This is a genomic window from Comamonas sp. F1-6, assembly GCF_039581415.1.
Classification (GTDB): Bacteria; Pseudomonadota; Gammaproteobacteria; order Burkholderiales; family Burkholderiaceae_C; genus Comamonas; species Comamonas thiooxydans.
On the sequence record NZ_JBCPWN010000019.1, the window covers coordinates 67394 to 83928 of the forward strand.

The following is a 16535-nucleotide window of genomic DNA, read 5'->3' on the forward strand; positions in this document are numbered from 1 at the left end:
TGAGAGTCCACTTGCATTGACTTTGCTAAGTGCTTGTAAAGGAAAGGTATTTTCAGGATAAGGCTTTTCTTTTTCTCTCTAAGTGCTTGATTTCATTGCAAATAATTGTTCCTTCGGGTTTGGATTCACCTTAAATTGCTGATACAGTGCAAAAAAGTGCAATTAAGTGGTGAAAGCTGCCCTCGTGCCCATTTTTAGGGAACGAGCGGCTCCAGATGACCGGAGTAACTTGCCGTGTTTCAAGGGGCGTCTTCGCTGAATCTCGATGGAAAGGGGCGGCTCTCAGTGCCGACCCGGCATCGTGACGCCCTTTTGTCCTTGGCGGAGGGGCAGGTCACTTTCACCAAGCATCCCGATGGCTGTCTGTTGCTGTTTCCGCGCCCCGAGTGGCTGCAGTTTCGCGAACGCGTCGCGCAACTGCCGATCACGGCTCAGTGGTGGAAGCGGATTTTTCTGGGCAATGCCATGGATGCGGAGATGGATGCAACCGGTCGGCTGCTGATTTCGCCCGAGTTGCGTGAGGCCACAGGTCTGACCAAAGAGGTCTTGATGCTGGGCATGGGGGCGCATTTCGAGGTCTGGGACAAGGCCACATATGAAATGCGCGAAGCGGAAGCGCGCCAGCAACCGATGCCGGCGGCTTTCCAGGATTTTGTTTTGTAGGAAGTGCTTGTGAATCAGCCGTTGCAACATATCACCGTCTTGCTGGACGAGGCCGTGGACGCCCTGCTGGGTGGTGCCGCCGAGCCGCCCGCTGGCCAGTGGGTCGATGCGACGTTCGGTCGAGGCGGTCATTCCCGGCTCATTTTGCAAAGGCTGGGGCCGGACGGGCGCTTGATCGCGTTCGACAAAGACCCGGACGCAATTGCTGAGGCGGCGCGCATCACCGATGCGCGTTTTTCGATTCGGCATGAAGGATTTCGCCATCTTGGCGAACTGCCCGAAGGCAGTGTGCAGGGGGTGTTGATGGACCTGGGGGTGAGCTCGCCCCAGATCGACAACCCGGACCGGGGCTTCAGCTTCCGCTTTGACGGCCCCCTCGACATGCGCATGGACACCACGCGTGGTCAGAGCGTGGCCGAGTGGCTCGAAGATGCGGAAGTGCAGCAGATTGCGGAGGTGATACGTGACTACGGCGAAGAACGGTTTGCTGGCCCCATTGCAAAGGCGATTGTTGCTCGGCGCGAAAGCCAGGGCCCATTACGCACCACTGCCGAGCTGGCCCAACTCGTGGCTGGCGCGGTCAAGACCCGCGAGGCTGGGCAAAACCCGGCAACACGGACCTTCCAGGCTCTTCGGATTTTCATCAATGCCGAACTTCAAGAGCTTGAGCAAGCGCTAGAAGCCAGTCTGCGCGTGCTGGCTCCCGGCGGCCGTCTGGCCGTGATCAGCTTCCATTCGCTGGAAGATCGCATCGTCAAGCAGTTCATTGCCAAGCATTCCAAGGAGGTCTACGACCGCCGTGCACCGTTTGCGCCTCCCACGCCCATGCGTCTGAAGGCGCTGGAGCGAATCAAGCCCAGTGCTGCCGAGGTGGATGCCAATCCTCGTTCGCGTTCCGCCGTGATGCGCGTCGCCGAACGCACCGAGGTGCCTGCATGATGCATCGCCATGCCGCTCCGAGCATGGCTGCGGGAGGGCTGCCATGCTGCGCATAAACCTGCTGCTGCTGCTGGCGGTCATGACCAGCGCCATCTTTCTGGTGCATACCCAGTATGAGTCGCGTCGTCTGTTCACCGAGCTGGACCGCGCCGAGGCAGAGGCGCGTCGGCTGGCGACGGATCAACTGCGCCTGCAGGTGGAAAAGCGTGCCCAGGCCGCGCCTCAGCGCATCGAGACCTTGGCGCGCGAAAAGCTGCAGATGAAGCAGGCTTCTCAGGCCATTACGCAGTACGTGCATGAAACGGCTGCAGGAACTGCGCAATGACACGCAGCGTGCTCTATACCACCAGCCCTTTGCTGGCTTCGAAAACACCGCTGTGGCGCAGCAAGTTCATCGTGGCTGCGCTGGCGCTGGGTTTTGTGGGCCTGGGCGCGCGTGCAGCCTATGTGCAGGTCTTCGGCAACGACTTCTTCAAGCGTCAGGGCCTGGTGCGCTTTGCGCGTACTCTGGAGCTGCCGGCCAACCGTGGCCGTTTGCTGGATCGCAATGGCCTGATTCTTGCGTCCAGCGTGCCGGCGGCCAGTATCTGGGCCATTCCCGAGGACGTGGATCTGAAGGACCCTGAGGTCCAGCAAAAGCTCAAGGAAGTGGCGCGCCTCATGGACATGCCGCTGCGCTCCCTGATGGAGAAGCTGGATGTCGAGGACAAGACCTTTGTCTGGGTAAAGCGTCAGCTGGACTGGGATGTGGGCCAGAAGATCGTGGCGCTCAATATCAAGGGCATCTACAACCGCAAGGAATACAAGCGCCAGTATCCCGAAGGGGAGTCTGCGGCGCATATCGTGGGCTTCACCAATGTGGAAGACCATGGTCAGGAAGGCATGGAGCTGGCGTTCGACAAGGAACTAGCCGGCAAGGCTGGCTCGCGTCGTGTGATCAAGGATCGTCTGGGCCGCGTGGTGGAGGGCGTGGGCGATGAAGTGCCGCCGCAGGATGGGCAAGATATTCAGTTGTCCATCGACAGCAAGGTCCAGTACTACGCCTACCAGAAACTCAAGCAGCAGGTCGAGACCTTCAAGGCCAAGGCAGGCAGCGTGGTGGTGATGGATGCGCACACCGGCGAGCTGCTGGCCCTGGCGAACTATCCGAGCTACGACCCGGGGCATCGCAAGAATCTGACGGGCGAGCAGCTGCGCAACCGCGCGCTGACCGATACCTTCGAGCCGGGTTCGACCATGAAACCCATCACAGTGGCCGCAGCCCTGGAGCTCAAGCGTGTCAAGCCGAGCACCATCATCGATACCGCACCCGGCCGCTACACGGTGACGGGCTCCACCATCACCGATACGCACAACTACGGCGCGCTGACGGTGGAGGGCGTGATCCAGAAGTCCAGCAACGTGGGCGCGACCAAGGTGGCGCAAAAGCTCTCGCCTCAGGAAATGTGGGAGTACTTCAGTGCGCTGGGCTTCGGCCAGAAGCCGCAGATTCAATTCCCGGGCGCGGTCTCGGGTCGTCTGCGTGCCTGGAAGACCTGGAAGCCTATCGAGCAGGCCACCATGTCCTATGGCTATGGCCTGTCGGCCTCGCTGTTCCAGATGGCACGTTCCTACACCGTGTTCTCCAACGACGGCAATGTCATTCCCTCGACGATTCTGAAAACGAACGAGCCTCCGGTGGGCGTGCGTGTGATCTCCAAGGAAAACGCCGAGGCGGTGCTGCACATGCTGCGTCTTGCTGCAGGCCCAGGCGGTACCGGCCAGAAGGCCCAGGCCGAGGGCTACACCATCGGCGGCAAGTCGGGCACTGCCCGCAAGCAGGTGGGCAAGAGCTATGCCGCTGGCAAGTACCGGGCCTGGTTCACGGGCATTGCTCCCATCGACAAGCCGCGCATCATCGTGGCCGTGATGGTGGACGAGCCGACGGCAGGTTCCTACTACGGTGGCACGGTGGCCGGCCCGGTGTTTGCGGACGTGGTCCAGCAGACATTGCGTTTCATGGGCGTTCAGCCCGACAAGGAAGTCAAGCCTCAGATCGTGGCTGCACCCGCTGAGGAGCCTGTGCTATGAGCACCCCCATTCAAATCCTGAACAATGCAGCCGAGGCCGTTGCCTGGCTGCGCAGCCGCGTGCAGGGTGACCTGCAGACCGATAGCCGCAAGGTCAAGGCCGGCGATGCCTTTGTCGCCTGGCCCGGTGCTGCCACTGATGGCCGAGCCTATGTGGGCAAGGCTCTGGAGCAGGGCGCCGCCGCCGTGCTGGTGGAGGCCGACGGTCTGCAGGCCTTCGATCTGAGCGGCGACAGCATTGCAGCTCTCAAGGGCCTGAAGGCCGCGACGGGACTGATTGCCGACCAATGGTTTGCACATCCCAGTGGCGAGCTCGACGTGCTGGCCGTGACCGGCACCAACGGCAAGACCACCACAGCCTGGTGGCTGGCGCATGCGCTCTCGAAAGTGACGCTGAACACACGCACCGGCTGTGCGCTGGTGGGCACCCTGGGTGTGGGCGTGCCGCCTGCATTGGAGTCGACAGGCATGACCACGCCGGACCCGGTGTTGCTGCAGCGCGCGTTCCGCAGCTACGCCGACCAGGGTCTTGCCGCCTGTGCCATCGAGGCATCGTCCATCGGCATCGTCGAGCACCGTCTGGACGGCAGCAAGATTCGCGTGGCATTGTTCACCAATTTCACGCAGGACCACCTGGACTACCACGGCAGCATGGATGCCTACTGGCAGGCCAAGGCCCAACTGTTCGACTGGCCCGGCCTGCCGGCCGCCGTGGTCAATATTGACGATGCGCATGGCGCCAGGCTCTGGGCCAGGCTGCAAGGCCGCGCCATGGATGTGTGGAGCGTCTCCATCCAGGGATCGGCTCGCCTGCAGGCCAAGGACATCGGTCTGGGCGACGAGGGTCTGAGCTTTACCGTGCTGGAAGCCGGTCACAGCCTGCGCATGAATACGCGTCTGGTCGGTCAGTACAACGTCTCCAATCTGCTCGGGGTGCTGGCCACCCTGCGCTGCCTGGGCCTGACGCTGGAGCAGGCCGTACAGGCCTGCGCCGATCTGGAGCCCGTGCCCGGTCGCATGCAGCAGATCGTCAAGCCCGGTCAGCCTCTGGTGGCCGTGGACTATGCCCATACGCCCGATGCGCTGGAAAAAGCCTTGCGCGCGCTGCAGCCCGCCGCGCGGCAGCGCCAGGGCAAGCTGTGGTGTGTGTTCGGCTGCGGCGGCGACCGGGACAACAGCAAGCGTCCGCTGATGGGGCAGGCCGCCCAGGCGCATGCCGACGGCGTTTTCGTCACCAGCGACAACCCGCGCAGTGAAGTGCCCGAAAGCATCATCGACCAGATCCTGGCCGGCATGCAGGTGGGCGAGGCATTGCATGTTCAGGCCGACCGCGCGGCGGCCATTGCCCAAGCCATTGCCCGTGCCGATGCGCGCGACGTGGTGCTGATTGCCGGCAAGGGACATGAGGACTATCAGGAGACGAAGGGCGTGCGCCATCCGTTCTCCGACATGGCTGAGGCGCAGAAGGCGCTCGCAGCCCGCGAAGGAAAGATTCGGTCATGATGACCCTGGCAAAAGCGCTGGAGCTGATCCAGACGCATATCCCCCAAGCCCGTCTGGTCGGCAACGGCCAGCTGGAGCTGACACGCGTGCACACCGATACGCGCACGTTGCAGAACGGGGACTTGTTCGTGGCCCTGAAGGGCGAGCGTTTTGACGCCCATGATTTTCTGCCTCAGGCACAGGCCGCCGGTGCTGTGGCGGCCATTGCCAGCCATGGGCTGGAGGCTGCAGGCATGGCCGGCATCGAAGTGCCGGATACGTTGCTGGCACTGGGCGCGTTGGCACGAGCATGGCGTGCGCAGTTCGATCTGCCCTTGATTGCCGTGACCGGCAGCAATGGCAAGACCACGGTCACGCAAATGATCGCGTCCATTCTGCGCGCGCATGTGGGCGGGCAGGGCGAGGCAGCACTGGCCACGCGCGGCAATTTCAACAACTCCATAGGCATGCCGCTGAACCTGCTGCGCATGACGGACGCGCATCGCATTGCGGTGCTGGAGATGGGCATGAACCACCCCGGCGAGATTGCCGAGCTGGCTGCCATCGGTCAGCCCACGGTGGCCCTGGTCAACAACGCCCAGCGTGAACACCAGGAGTTCATGGGCACGGTGGAGGCGGTGGCGCGCGAGAACGGATCGGTGCTGCGCTTTTTGCCCAAGGACGGCGTGGCCATCTTCCCTGCCGGAGATGAATACACGCCGCTGTGGACCGAGCTGAGCGCTGGCCGCCCCAGCCTGATGTTTGGCGAGGCCGCTGATGGGGCTCAGGTTTTTGCCAGCGATGTGGTCTGGGCCAACGGAGCCTGGAGTTTTGCGCTGAACACCCCGCAAGGCGTGGCAGCCGTGCAGCTGCATATTGCCGGCCGCCACAACGTGCGTAACGCACTGGCTGCGGCTGCCAGCGCCCATGCCGCCGGTGTGCCTTTGCCTGCCATTGCACAGGGACTCTCCGGCTTCGAGCCTGTGACGGGCCGCTCGCGCGCGCTGGCCGTGCAGATCAATGGTCAGGGCGTCACGGTGGTCGATGACAGCTATAACGCCAACCCCGACTCGGTGGCCGCCGCCATTGCCGTGCTGGCCGAGCTGCCCGCACCGCAGTTGCTGGTGCTGGGCGACATGGGGGAGGTGGGCGATGACGGCCCGCAGTTCCATGCCGAGGCCGGCGCGCTGGCGCAGCAGGCAGGTATTGCCCATTTCTTTGCTCTGGGTGACCAGAGCGCGTTTGCGGCCTCTGCCTTTGGCAGCGGAGCTAGGCATTTTGATAGCATGTCCGCCCTTCAGCAGGCGGTGTGCGCAGTTTTACCCAAGGTAGGTAGCGTGTTGGTCAAGGGTTCGCGGTTCATGAAGATGGAGCAAGTGGTGCAGAGCATTGAGGCCTGTGCAGACAAGAAGCAGGGCAACTGCGAGGAGGCCGCATGCTGCTGATGCTGGCTCAATGGCTGCAGGGTATCTCGCCGGAGTTCGGCTTTCTGCGCGTCTTCCAGTACCTGACGCTGCGCGCCGTGCTGGCCGCCGTCACCGCCTTGCTGATCGGCCTGTGGATAGGTCCCAAGGCCATCCGCATGCTGACCGCGCTCAAGATCGGCCAGCCCGTGCGCGGCTATGCCATGGAGACCCATCTGGTCAAGAGCGGCACGCCGACCATGGGCGGCGTGCTGATTCTGTTCTCGATTGCCGTATCCACCCTGCTGTGGTTCGACCTGTCCAACCGCTTTGTCTGGATCGTGCTGCTGGTCACGCTGGGCTTTGGCGCGATTGGCTGGGTGGACGACTGGCGCAAGGTCGTCAACAAGGACCCCGAGGGCATGCGCTCGGGCGAGAAATATTTCTGGCAGTCCGTCATCGGTCTGCTGGCCGCCCTGTATCTGGTGTTCTGCATCTCCGAGAACAGCAACGCCGAGGTCTTCGCGCTGTTCATCTCCTGGGTGCAGTCGGGCTTTTCCATGGATCTGCCGCCCAAGGCCGGCCTGATGGTGCCCTTTTTCAAGGAAGTCAGCTATCCGCTGGGCGTGCTGGGCTTCATCGTCATGACCTATCTGGTCATCGTGGGCGCCAGCAATGCCGTGAACCTGACCGACGGCCTCGATGGCCTGGCCATCATGCCCGTCATCATGGTCGGCACGGCCCTGGGCATCTTCGCCTATGTGACCGGCAACGCCACCTATGCGCGCTACCTGCTGTTTCCCAGCATCCCCGGCACGGGCGAGCTGATGGTGTTCTGCGGCGCCATGGCGGGTGCCGGTCTGGCTTTTCTCTGGTTCAACGCACATCCCGCCCAGGTCTTCATGGGTGACGTGGGCGCGCTGGCGCTGGGCGCTGCTCTGGGAACGATTGCCGTGATCGTGCGCCAGGAAATCGTGCTGGCCGTGATGGGCGGCATCTTTGTGGCGGAAGCCATCTCGGTGATGCTGCAGGTGACTTACTTCAAGTACACCAAGAAGCGCTATGGCGAGGGCCGCCGTCTGCTGAAGATGGCACCGCTGCACCATCACTTCGAGAAAAGCGGCTGGAAGGAGACCCAGGTCGTGATCCGCTTCTGGATCATCACCATGCTGCTGTGCCTGCTGGGCCTGTCCACCCTGAAGCTGAGGTAGTCGCCATGCAAGACGAAGACCTCAAGCTCGATGATCAGGTTCTGCAGCCGGATGCGGTTGTGGATGCTATGCAAACGCAAGCGCCTATCGCTGATCTGCAAAGCATTTCAGATGAAAATATGTCTGAAATGGTTCAGGAGCAAGCGCTAGAAGCTCCTGAAATAGAATCGCCTGCCATCATCGCCAAGACGCTGGACGCCGAGCCGGTGCCCGATATCTCCACCTTGACGGCAGCCAGGGATGCGGCCGCCTTCGTGGCACAGATTTTTGCCGACCCCAGCATCTCCGATGCGGCCGATGCCGAAGTGACCGAGGTCGAGTCGCAGCCCGAAGTCGAGCTGGAAGCAGTGGTGGAGCTGCCACCTGTCCCCGTGCACTGGCCGCAAGGCGCGGCCCAGCACCTGCAAGGCCAGCGCGTGCTGATTCTGGGTCTGGGCATCTCGGGCATCGCCATGGCACGCTGGTGCGTGCGTGCCGGTGCCGAGGTCACGGTGGCCGATACGCGCGAAGCCCCGCCCTATCTGCCTGCGCTGCAGGCCGAACTGCCCGGCGTGCGCTTTGTTGCCGGCGCATTCACGGCTGCTCTGGTCGATGGCCAGAGCCTGAGTTCCGTCTATCGTTCGCCGGGCCTGAGCCCGGCCAGCGTTGCCCCGGTCTTCGATGCCGCACGCAGCATCGGCCTGCCCACGGGCGGCGAACTGGATCTGTTTGCCTTTGCGCTCAAGGGCCTGCGCGAAGCCCATGGCTATGCGCCCAAGGTGCTGGGCATCACCGGCACCAACGGCAAGACCACGGTCACCTCGCTGACCGGTCAGCTGCTGGAGCATGGCGGATTGAGCGTGGGCGTGGCCGGCAATATCGGTCCTTCGCTGCTCGACACCCTGTCCGCTCGCATCGATGAAGAGACTCTGCCTCAGGCCTGGGTGCTGGAGCTGTCCAGCTTCCAGCTCGACGACTGCCGCGGCTTCGAGCCCACGGCAGCCACGGTGCTCAATATCACCCAGGACCATCTGGACTGGCATGGTGGCATGCAGGCCTATGCCGATGCCAAGGCCCATGTCTTTGGCGAGCAGGCTCTGATGGTCCTCAATCGCGAAGACCCCGTCGTCATGGCCATGCTGCCAGCGCCCGTGGCGGTGCCCGGCAAGCGCGGCAAGACTTTCCAGCGTGCCCATGTCAGCTTTGGCGGCGACATGCCGCGCCGCCCCGGAGACTTCGGTCTGGAGGTGGTCAACGGCATGACCTGGCTGGTGCGCGCCCATGAGGCCGACGAAACCAGCAAGGGCAAGAACGCCGACGATCTGCACATCGTGCGCCTGATGCCCGCCGATGCGCTGCGCATCCGCGGCCGCCACAACGCCATCAATGCGCTGTCGGCCCTGGCGCTGGCGACCGGTGCAGGATGCACGCTGGCACCGTTGCTCTACGGCCTGCGCGAATACCGGGGCGAGCCGCACCGTGTGCAGCCCGTGGGCCGGGTGGGCGATGTCGAATACTTTGATGACAGCAAGGGCACGAATGTGGGCGCCACCGTGGCGGCCCTTATGGGCCTGGGGCCGGACCACCGCATCGTGGTGATTCTGGGAGGTCTGGGCAAGGGCCAGGACTTTACGCCGCTGGCCGCTCCCGTCTCGCGCTATGTGCGCGCGGCCGTGCTGATCGGCCAGGATGCGCCGCTGATTCGCGAGGCGCTTGGCGACACAGGCGTGACCCTGGTCGATGCCGCAAGCATGCAGGACGCCGTGCAGCAGGCCGCGCGTCTGGCCCATGCCAATGATGCGGTGCTGCTCTCGCCGGCCTGCGCGAGCATGGACATGTTCAAGGACTATGCGGACCGCGCCCACCAGTTTGTGGAAGCGGTGCGCGAGCTGGCGCTTGAAGCCGGCCAGCAACTGGAGGACGGCGCATGACAGCCGCCTTCCTGACCAGCCTCTCCGGCCGCATGCGCTCGTGGTTCCGCAGCGCAGAGGAAAGGCCCATCGACGTGCTGCCTGTGCGCGTAGGCGGGCCGCTGTACGACCGTCCCACCCGTACTCCGGCCAGCGTACTGGGGCTGGATCAGGCATTGATCTGGGTCGTCATCGCCTTGCTGTCCTGGAGTCTGGTCATGGTGTATTCGGCATCGATTGCGATGCCCGACAACCCGCGCTTCGGCAAGATCGAGCCCTATCACTTTCTGCTGCGCCACACCATGTCGATAGGCATGGCCTTTGTGGCCGCGCTGCTGGCCTTCCAGGTGCCCATGAATGTCTGGGAGAAGGTGGCGCGCAAGCTGTTTCTGATCTCCATTGTGTTGCTGGTGGCGGTGCTGATCCCGCATGTGGGCACGGTGGTCAACGGCGCGCGGCGCTGGCTGTCGCTGGGCATCATGAACTTCCAGCCTTCCGAGCTGGCCAAGTTCTCCATCCTGATCTACGCGGCCGACTACATGGTGCGCAAGATGGAGGTCAAGGAGCGCTTCTTCCGCGCCGTGCTGCCCATGGGTCTGGCCGTGGTCGTGGTGGGCGTGCTGCTGCTGGCCGAGCCAGACATGGGGGCTTTCATGGTGATCGTCGTGATCTCCATGGGCATTCTGTTCCTGGGCGGCGTGAATGCGCGCATGTTCTTCATCATCGCACTGCTGGTGGTGCTGGCCTTCGGCATGATCATCGCCACCTCGGAGTGGCGCCGCGAACGTATTTTTGCCTACCTTGATCCCTGGGATGAGAAGCATGCGCTGGGCAAGGGCTACCAGCTCTCGCATGCGCTGATTGCCATCGGACGGGGCGAGATCTTTGGCGTGGGCCTGGGCCGCAGCGTGGAAAAGTTGCACTGGCTGCCCGAAGCGCATACCGACTTCCTGCTGGCCGTGATCGGCGAAGAATTTGGTCTGGTCGGCCTGCTGCTGATTGCTGCCGTCTTCTTCTGGCTGACCCGCCGCATCATGCTGATCGGCCGTCAGGCCATCGCGCTGGACCGTGTCTTTGCCGGGCTGGTGGCCGAGGGCGTGGCGATCTGGATGGGCTTCCAGGCCTTTATCAACATGGGTGTGAATCTGGGCGCCTTGCCAACCAAAGGCCTGACTCTGCCGTTAATGAGTTTTGGCGGTTCGGCCATTTTGATGAATTTGATTGCGATAGCTGTGGTGCTCAGAGTCGATTACGAAAACAAGCTGCTGATGAAGGGAGGCCACGCATGAGCCTGCTCATCAAGCCAAGCAAGCCGCGCACGGCACTGGTGATGGCCGGTGGTACCGGCGGTCATATCTTCCCCGGTCTGGCCGTGGCACAGGAGTTGCGTGCGCGCGGCTGGAATGTGCACTGGCTGGGAGCGCCCGGCTCCATGGAGTCGCGCATCGTGCCGCCCCAGGGCTTTGCACTGGAGCTGATCGAATTTGGCGGCGTGCGCGGCAAGGGGCTCAAGACCCTGGTGCAACTGCCGTTCAGGCTGGCGAAGGCCTTCTCGCAGGCGCGTGCCGTGATGAAGCGCGTGCAGCCCGATGTGGTCATCGGCCTGGGTGGGTACCTCACCGTGCCCGGTGGCCTGATGGCTGCGGCTTCGGGCGTGCCCGTGGTGCTGCACGAGCAGAACTCCGTGGCCGGCATGGCCAACAAGGTCGTGGCCAAGGTGGCCAAGCGAGTGTTCACGGCTTTCCCCAAGGTATTTGCCAAGGGCGAATGGGTGGGCAATCCGCTGCGTCAGGCTTTCCTGGAGCAGGCCGAGCCCGCCCAGCGCTTTGCCGGCCGCAGCGGCCCGCTCAAGCTGCTGGTGGTGGGCGGCAGCCTGGGAGCCAGGGCGCTCAATGAGATCGTGCCCCAGGCTCTGGCCCTGATGCCTGCCGATCAGCGCCCCGTGGTGCTGCACCAGAGCGGTACGGCCCAGATCGATGCGTTGCGTGCCAACTATCAGGCTGCAGGCGTACAGGCCGAGCTGACTCCCTTCATCGATGACACGGCCAAGGCTTTTGCGGATGCCGATCTCGTCGTCTGCCGTGCCGGTGCCAGCACCGTGACCGAGATCGCCGCTGTAGGGGCGGCAGCGGTCTATGTGCCCTTCCCTGCTGCGGTGGATGACCACCAGACCAGCAATGCGCGCTTCCTGGTGGATGCCGGTGGCGGTTGGTTACAGCCGCAAAGTACTTTGAGCGCCCAAGGGTTGGCGGAAATGCTACAAAATATGCAGCGTGCGACGCTGTTGGAGCGCGCTGAACTCGCGAAGAAAATGCAAAAGACTGATGCCACCGCGAAGGTGGTCGCCGCTTGTGAGGAGTTGGCAGCATGAAACACGCCATTCATCACATTCACTTTGTCGGTATTGGCGGCGCCGGCATGAGCGGTATTGCAGAGGTTCTGCACAACCTGGGTTACGCCATTTCAGGCTCGGATCTGGCCGACAGCGCCACGCTGCGCCGCCTGGCGGGCCTGGGCATCAAGACCTTTGTCGGTCACGCGGCCGAGAACGTTGTTGGCAGCGATGCCGTGGTGACATCCACGGCCGTGCAGGGCGACAACCCCGAGGTCCTGGCTGCGCGCGAGAAAAAGATTCCTGTGGTTCCCCGTGCGCTGATGCTCGCCGAGCTGATGCGTTTCAAGCAGGGCATCGCCATTGCTGGCGCGCACGGCAAGACTACCACCACCAGCCTGGTGACCAGTGTGCTGGCCGAAGCCGGTCTGGACCCCACCTTCGTGATCGGCGGCAAGCTCAATAGCGCCGGCGCGAATGCCAAGCTGGGTCAGGGCGACTACATCGTGGTCGAGGCCGATGAGTCCGATGCCTCCTTCCTGAACCTGCTGCCTGTGATGGCCGTCGTTACCAATATCGACGCCGATCACATGGAAACCTACGGTCATGACTTCGGACGCCTCAAGCAGGCCTTTGTCGATTTCCTGCATCGCATGCCGTTTTACGGGCGCGCCATCCTCTGCGTCGACAGCCCTGCCGTGCGCGAGATCCTGCCCAAGCTGGCGCGTCCGGTCACGACCTACGGCTTTGCCGAAGATGCCCAGGTGCGCGCCGTGAACGTGCGTGCCGAAGCCGGTCGCATGCGCTTTACCGTGCGCCGCCAGAACGGCCAGAGCTACCCCGATCTGGAGGTTGTGCTGAGCCTGCCCGGCGAGCACAACGTGCTCAACGCCCTGTCTGCCGTGGCGGTGGCCATGGAGCTCGAGATTTCCGACGAGGCGCTGCTGCGCGCCTTGGAAGGCTTCAAGGGCGTGGGACGGCGTTTCCAGCGCTATGGCGAACTGCCGGCTGCCAATGGCGGCACGTTCACCGTCATCGACGACTACGGTCATCACCCCGTGGAAATGGCAGCCACGCTGGCTGCGGCACGCGGTGCCTTCCCGGGGCAGCGCCTGGTGCTGGCCTTCCAGCCACACCGCTACAGCCGCACACGCGACTGTTTCGAGGACTTTGTGAAGGTCATCGGCAGCGCCGACTCGGTGCTGCTGGCCGAGGTCTATGCCGCGGGCGAGGCACCCATCGTGGCTGCCGACGGTCGATCCCTGGCTCGCGCCTTGCGTGTGGCCGGCAAGGTCGAGCCTGTATTTGTGGAAAGCATTGCCGATATGCCGGCAGCCATCGCTGCCAATGCGCAAGCGGGCGATGTATTGCTGTGCATGGGGGCCGGATCGATTGGCGCCGTGCCTGGGAAATTGGTTGAAATGCTTCAGAAACAAGAGCTGGCCGCGCCCGCAGGGAGCGCGCAATGAGCATGTTTGGTACAAATATCGACGTGAAGGCACTGGGCAAGGTCGCCGTGCTCATGGGCGGTCGCTCGTCCGAGCGCGAGGTCTCGCTGATGTCCGGCGCTGGTGTGCTGGCCGCACTGCAGTCCAAGGGTGTCGATGCCCACAAGTTCGACCCTGCCGAACAGGGGCTGGAACAGCTCAAGGTGCAAGGCTTTGACCGCTGCTTCATCGCGCTGCACGGCCGCTACGGTGAGGACGGCACGGTGCAGGGTGCACTGGAGTTGCTGGACATCCCCTATACGGGTTCGGGCGTGATGGCTTCCAGCATCGCCATGGACAAGATCATGACCAAGCGCATCTGGCGCTTTGAAGGCCTGCCCACGCCGGACTGGCGCATGGTCGCCTCGGCCGCTGAAACCCGCGCCGCACTGGAAGCCCTGGGCGCTCCCATGATCGTCAAGCCCGCACGCGACGGCTCCAGCATCGGCCTGACCAAGGTGATGAATGCCGACGAATGCGCCAAGGCCTACGAGCTGGCGGCCCAGTACGACGCAGAAGTGCTGTGCGAGCAGTTCATTGCCGGTGATGAAACCACCTGCCCCGTGCTGGGCACGGGTGCCAAGGCTGGCGCATTGCCGGTGATTCGCATCGTGGCGCCCGAGGGCAACTACGACTATCAGAACAAGTACTTCACGGACACCACGCAGTACCACTGCCCGAGCGGCCTGCCGGCTGCGGAAGAGGCTGAAATCCAGCGCATCGTGGAAAAAGCCTTCCGCACGCTGGGCTGCCGTGGCTGGGCGCGTGCCGACATCATGATTCGCGCCAGCGACCGCAAGCCTTTCTTGCTGGAGATCAATACCTCTCCAGGCATGACGGGGCATTCTCTCGTCCCCATGGCTGCGCGCGCTTCCGGCGTGAGCTACGAAAACCTGTGCCTTGGCATCCTGGCCATGAGCACGCTGGATGGAGAAGCGGAGCAGCCATGAACCGCAACCAGCCCACAGCCGTCGTCCCGTTCGACGTCAAGCTCATGAACATCACTGCCACGGTGATGTTCATGGGCTGCTTGACGGCGTGCGTGATGGCCGTGGGGTGGTGGTTGATGCGAACTCCGGCCTTCAATATCGGTCGCATCGTGGTGGAAGGCGAGCTGGTGCATAACAACGCCGTGACGCTGCGCGCCAATGTGGCGCCAGTGCTCAAAGGCAACTTCTTCACGGTGGACCTGAAGGCGGCCCAGCATGCATTCGAGCAAGTGCCCTGGGTGCAGGAGGCGCAGGTGCGCCGCGAATATCCGAACGGCTTGCGCGTTGCGCTCAAGGAGCATGTGGCCGAAGCCTTCTGGGGGGCTGAGACCGGTACCGGTCTGGTCAACAAGGCCGGCGAAGTGTTTGAAGCCAATCTGGGCGAACTGGATCGCGAAGGTCTGCCGCGTCTGCAAGGCCCCGAGGGCTCGGCACCGCGTGTTCTGCAGATGTATCGAGCGCTGGAGCCGGCCTTGAAGCCGCTCGATGTGGCGCTGGACAGCCTGACTCTGGATGCGCGTGGCAGTTGGACGCTGGTGCTGGACAACGATGCGCTGCTGGAACTGGGCGGCGGCACGACCGAAGACATATTGCAGCGCGTGCAGCGCTTTGTGCGCACGCTGCCTCAGATCACCTCTCAATACAAGCGCTCGGCTGCGGCACTGGAGTCTGCAGACCTGCGTTACGAAGACGGCTATGCCTTGCGACTCAAGGGCGTGACCACTGGAACCTCCGCGCCGGCAGCTGCTGCCAGGGCCAGACGATGAGCAGGAGCAGGGGAGCAGACATGCAAGGCGCACACAAAGACAAGACAGAACCTACCGGGGGCGGAAGCTGATATGGCAAGAGAATACAAGGATGTGATTGTTGGGCTGGATATCGGCACGGCCAAGGTCATGGCGGTGGTGGCCGAGGTCATGTCCAATGGCGAGCTCAAGCTGGCGGGCCTGGGCGTAGCCCCCAGCAACGGCTTGAAGCGCGGCGTGGTCGTGAATATCGATGCGACCGTGCAAAGCATCCAGCAGGCGCTCAAAGAGGCCGAGCTGATGGCGGATTGCAAGATCCAGCGAGTGTGTACCGGCATTACGGGCAGTCATATCCGCGGTCTGAATTCCAGCGGCATGGTGGCCATCAAGGACAAGGAAGTCTCGTCCACCGATATGGCTCGCGTGATGGAAACCGCCAAGGCCATCAATATCTCGTCCGACCAGCGCCTGCTGCTGGTCGAGGCGCAGGAGTTCGTCATTGACGGCCACGAGGTGCGCGAGCCCATCGGCATGAGCGGCATTCGCCTTGAGGCCAAGATCCATATCGTGACCGGCGCCCAGAGTGCGGCCGAGAACATCATCAAATGCGTGCGCCGCTGCGGCCTGGAAGTCGAGCAGTTGCTGCTCAACCCGCTGGCGTCGGCCCAGGCCGTGCTGACCGATGACGAGCGCGAGCTGGGCGTGGCCGTGGTGGACATCGGTGCGGGTGCGACTGATGTGGCCATCTTCACCGGCGGTGCGATTCGCCACACGGCCGTGATCCCGATTGCCGGTGACCTGATCACCAGCGACATCGCCATGGCCCTGCGTACTCCCACCAAGGATGCCGAGGACATCAAGGTCGAGAGCGGCTATGCCAAGCAGTTGCTGGCCGATCCCGATGCCCAGGTCGAAGTGCCGGGCCTGGGCGACCGCAGCCCGCGCATGATCAGCAAGCAGGCCCTGGCCGGCGTGATCGAGCCCCGCGTGGAAGAGATCTTCTCGCTGGTGCAGCAGGTCATCCGCGAATCGGGCTACGAAGAAGTGCTGTCCTCGGGCATCGTGCTCACGGGCGGCAGCGCCGTCATGCCCGGGATGATCGAGCTGGGCGAAGACATCTTCCTCAAGCCCGTGCGCCGCGGGCTTCCCAAATATTCCGGTGCGCTGGCCGACATGGTCGCCCAGCCCCGTGCCGCCACGGTGATGGGCCTGCTCGATGAAGCACGTCTGGCACGTCTGCGTGGCTACAAGGTGGCCCAGAAGAGCGGTTCCATGAAGACCGCTTTTGGCCGGTTCAAAGACTTCATCGTGGGGAACTTCTGATA

14 protein-coding genes are annotated in these 16535 nt (G+C 63.3%); all 14 read left to right on the forward strand.

Features of this window, described 5'->3' with window-relative positions; translation table 11 throughout:
• The first annotated feature begins 234 nt into the window (after positions 1-234).
• The 14 genes from mraZ to ftsA all read left to right on the forward strand — a co-directional run bounded on the left by mraZ (position 235) and on the right by ftsA (position 16533).
• Positions 235-663 (forward strand): division/cell wall cluster transcriptional repressor MraZ, encoded by a 429-nt coding sequence (gene mraZ / locus AAIL66_RS18120; RefSeq protein ID WP_003051254.1) that lies wholly within the window; start codon positions 235-237, stop codon positions 661-663.
• Positions 664-672: 9 nt separating this feature from the next.
• Entirely contained in the window at positions 673-1602 is a 930-nt protein-coding gene (gene rsmH, locus AAIL66_RS18125) for a 16S rRNA (cytosine(1402)-N(4))-methyltransferase RsmH (RefSeq protein WP_003081144.1), read from the forward strand.
• 43 nt (positions 1603-1645) lie between these two features.
• Entirely contained in the window at positions 1646-1927 is a 282-nt protein-coding gene (ftsL, locus tag AAIL66_RS18130; RefSeq protein ID WP_003068998.1) for a cell division protein FtsL, read from the forward strand.
• Entirely contained in the window at positions 1924-3672 is a 1749-nt protein-coding gene (locus AAIL66_RS18135; protein ID WP_003068995.1) for a penicillin-binding protein 2, read from the forward strand. The genes ftsL and AAIL66_RS18135 overlap by 4 nt, the downstream gene beginning before the upstream one ends.
• A complete protein-coding gene (locus tag AAIL66_RS18140; protein ID WP_343497370.1) occupies positions 3669-5174 on the forward strand; it encodes a UDP-N-acetylmuramoyl-L-alanyl-D-glutamate--2,6-diaminopimelate ligase in 1506 nt (501 codons plus the stop codon). Before AAIL66_RS18135 ends, AAIL66_RS18140 begins: the two co-directional genes overlap by 4 nt.
• Entirely contained in the window at positions 5171-6598 is a 1428-nt protein-coding gene (gene murF / locus AAIL66_RS18145) for a UDP-N-acetylmuramoyl-tripeptide--D-alanyl-D-alanine ligase (RefSeq protein WP_343497371.1), read from the forward strand. Before AAIL66_RS18140 ends, murF begins: the two co-directional genes overlap by 4 nt.
• On the forward strand, positions 6589-7767 hold the full coding sequence (mraY, locus tag AAIL66_RS18150; RefSeq protein WP_012839831.1) for a phospho-N-acetylmuramoyl-pentapeptide-transferase: 1179 nt from the start codon (positions 6589-6591) through the stop codon (positions 7765-7767). Before murF ends, mraY begins: the two co-directional genes overlap by 10 nt.
• 5 nt (positions 7768-7772) lie before the next feature.
• Complete coding sequence (gene murD, locus AAIL66_RS18155) at positions 7773-9677, forward strand: UDP-N-acetylmuramoyl-L-alanine--D-glutamate ligase (protein ID WP_343497372.1); 1905 nt, start codon at positions 7773-7775, stop codon at positions 9675-9677.
• Entirely contained in the window at positions 9674-10945 is a 1272-nt protein-coding gene (ftsW, locus tag AAIL66_RS18160; RefSeq protein WP_012839829.1) for a putative lipid II flippase FtsW, read from the forward strand. The genes murD and ftsW overlap by 4 nt, the downstream gene beginning before the upstream one ends.
• Complete coding sequence (gene murG, locus AAIL66_RS18165; RefSeq protein ID WP_034354334.1) at positions 10942-12027, forward strand: undecaprenyldiphospho-muramoylpentapeptide beta-N-acetylglucosaminyltransferase; 1086 nt, start codon at positions 10942-10944, stop codon at positions 12025-12027. Before ftsW ends, murG begins: the two co-directional genes overlap by 4 nt.
• The gene (gene murC, locus AAIL66_RS18170; protein ID WP_343497373.1) at positions 12024-13457 is read left to right on the forward strand and encodes a UDP-N-acetylmuramate--L-alanine ligase; all 1434 of its coding nucleotides are present in this window, start codon (positions 12024-12026) and stop codon (positions 13455-13457) included. The genes murG and murC overlap by 4 nt, the downstream gene beginning before the upstream one ends.
• Entirely contained in the window at positions 13454-14425 is a 972-nt protein-coding gene (locus AAIL66_RS18175) for a D-alanine--D-alanine ligase (RefSeq protein ID WP_034393399.1), read from the forward strand. The genes murC and AAIL66_RS18175 overlap by 4 nt, the downstream gene beginning before the upstream one ends.
• On the forward strand, positions 14422-15231 hold the full coding sequence (locus AAIL66_RS18180; protein WP_034354328.1) for a cell division protein FtsQ/DivIB: 810 nt from the start codon (positions 14422-14424) through the stop codon (positions 15229-15231). Before AAIL66_RS18175 ends, AAIL66_RS18180 begins: the two co-directional genes overlap by 4 nt.
• A 72-nt stretch (positions 15232-15303) precedes the next feature.
• A complete protein-coding gene (gene ftsA / locus AAIL66_RS18185) occupies positions 15304-16533 on the forward strand; it encodes a cell division protein FtsA (protein WP_003051293.1) in 1230 nt (409 codons plus the stop codon).
• Positions 16534-16535: the final 2 nt, after the last annotated feature.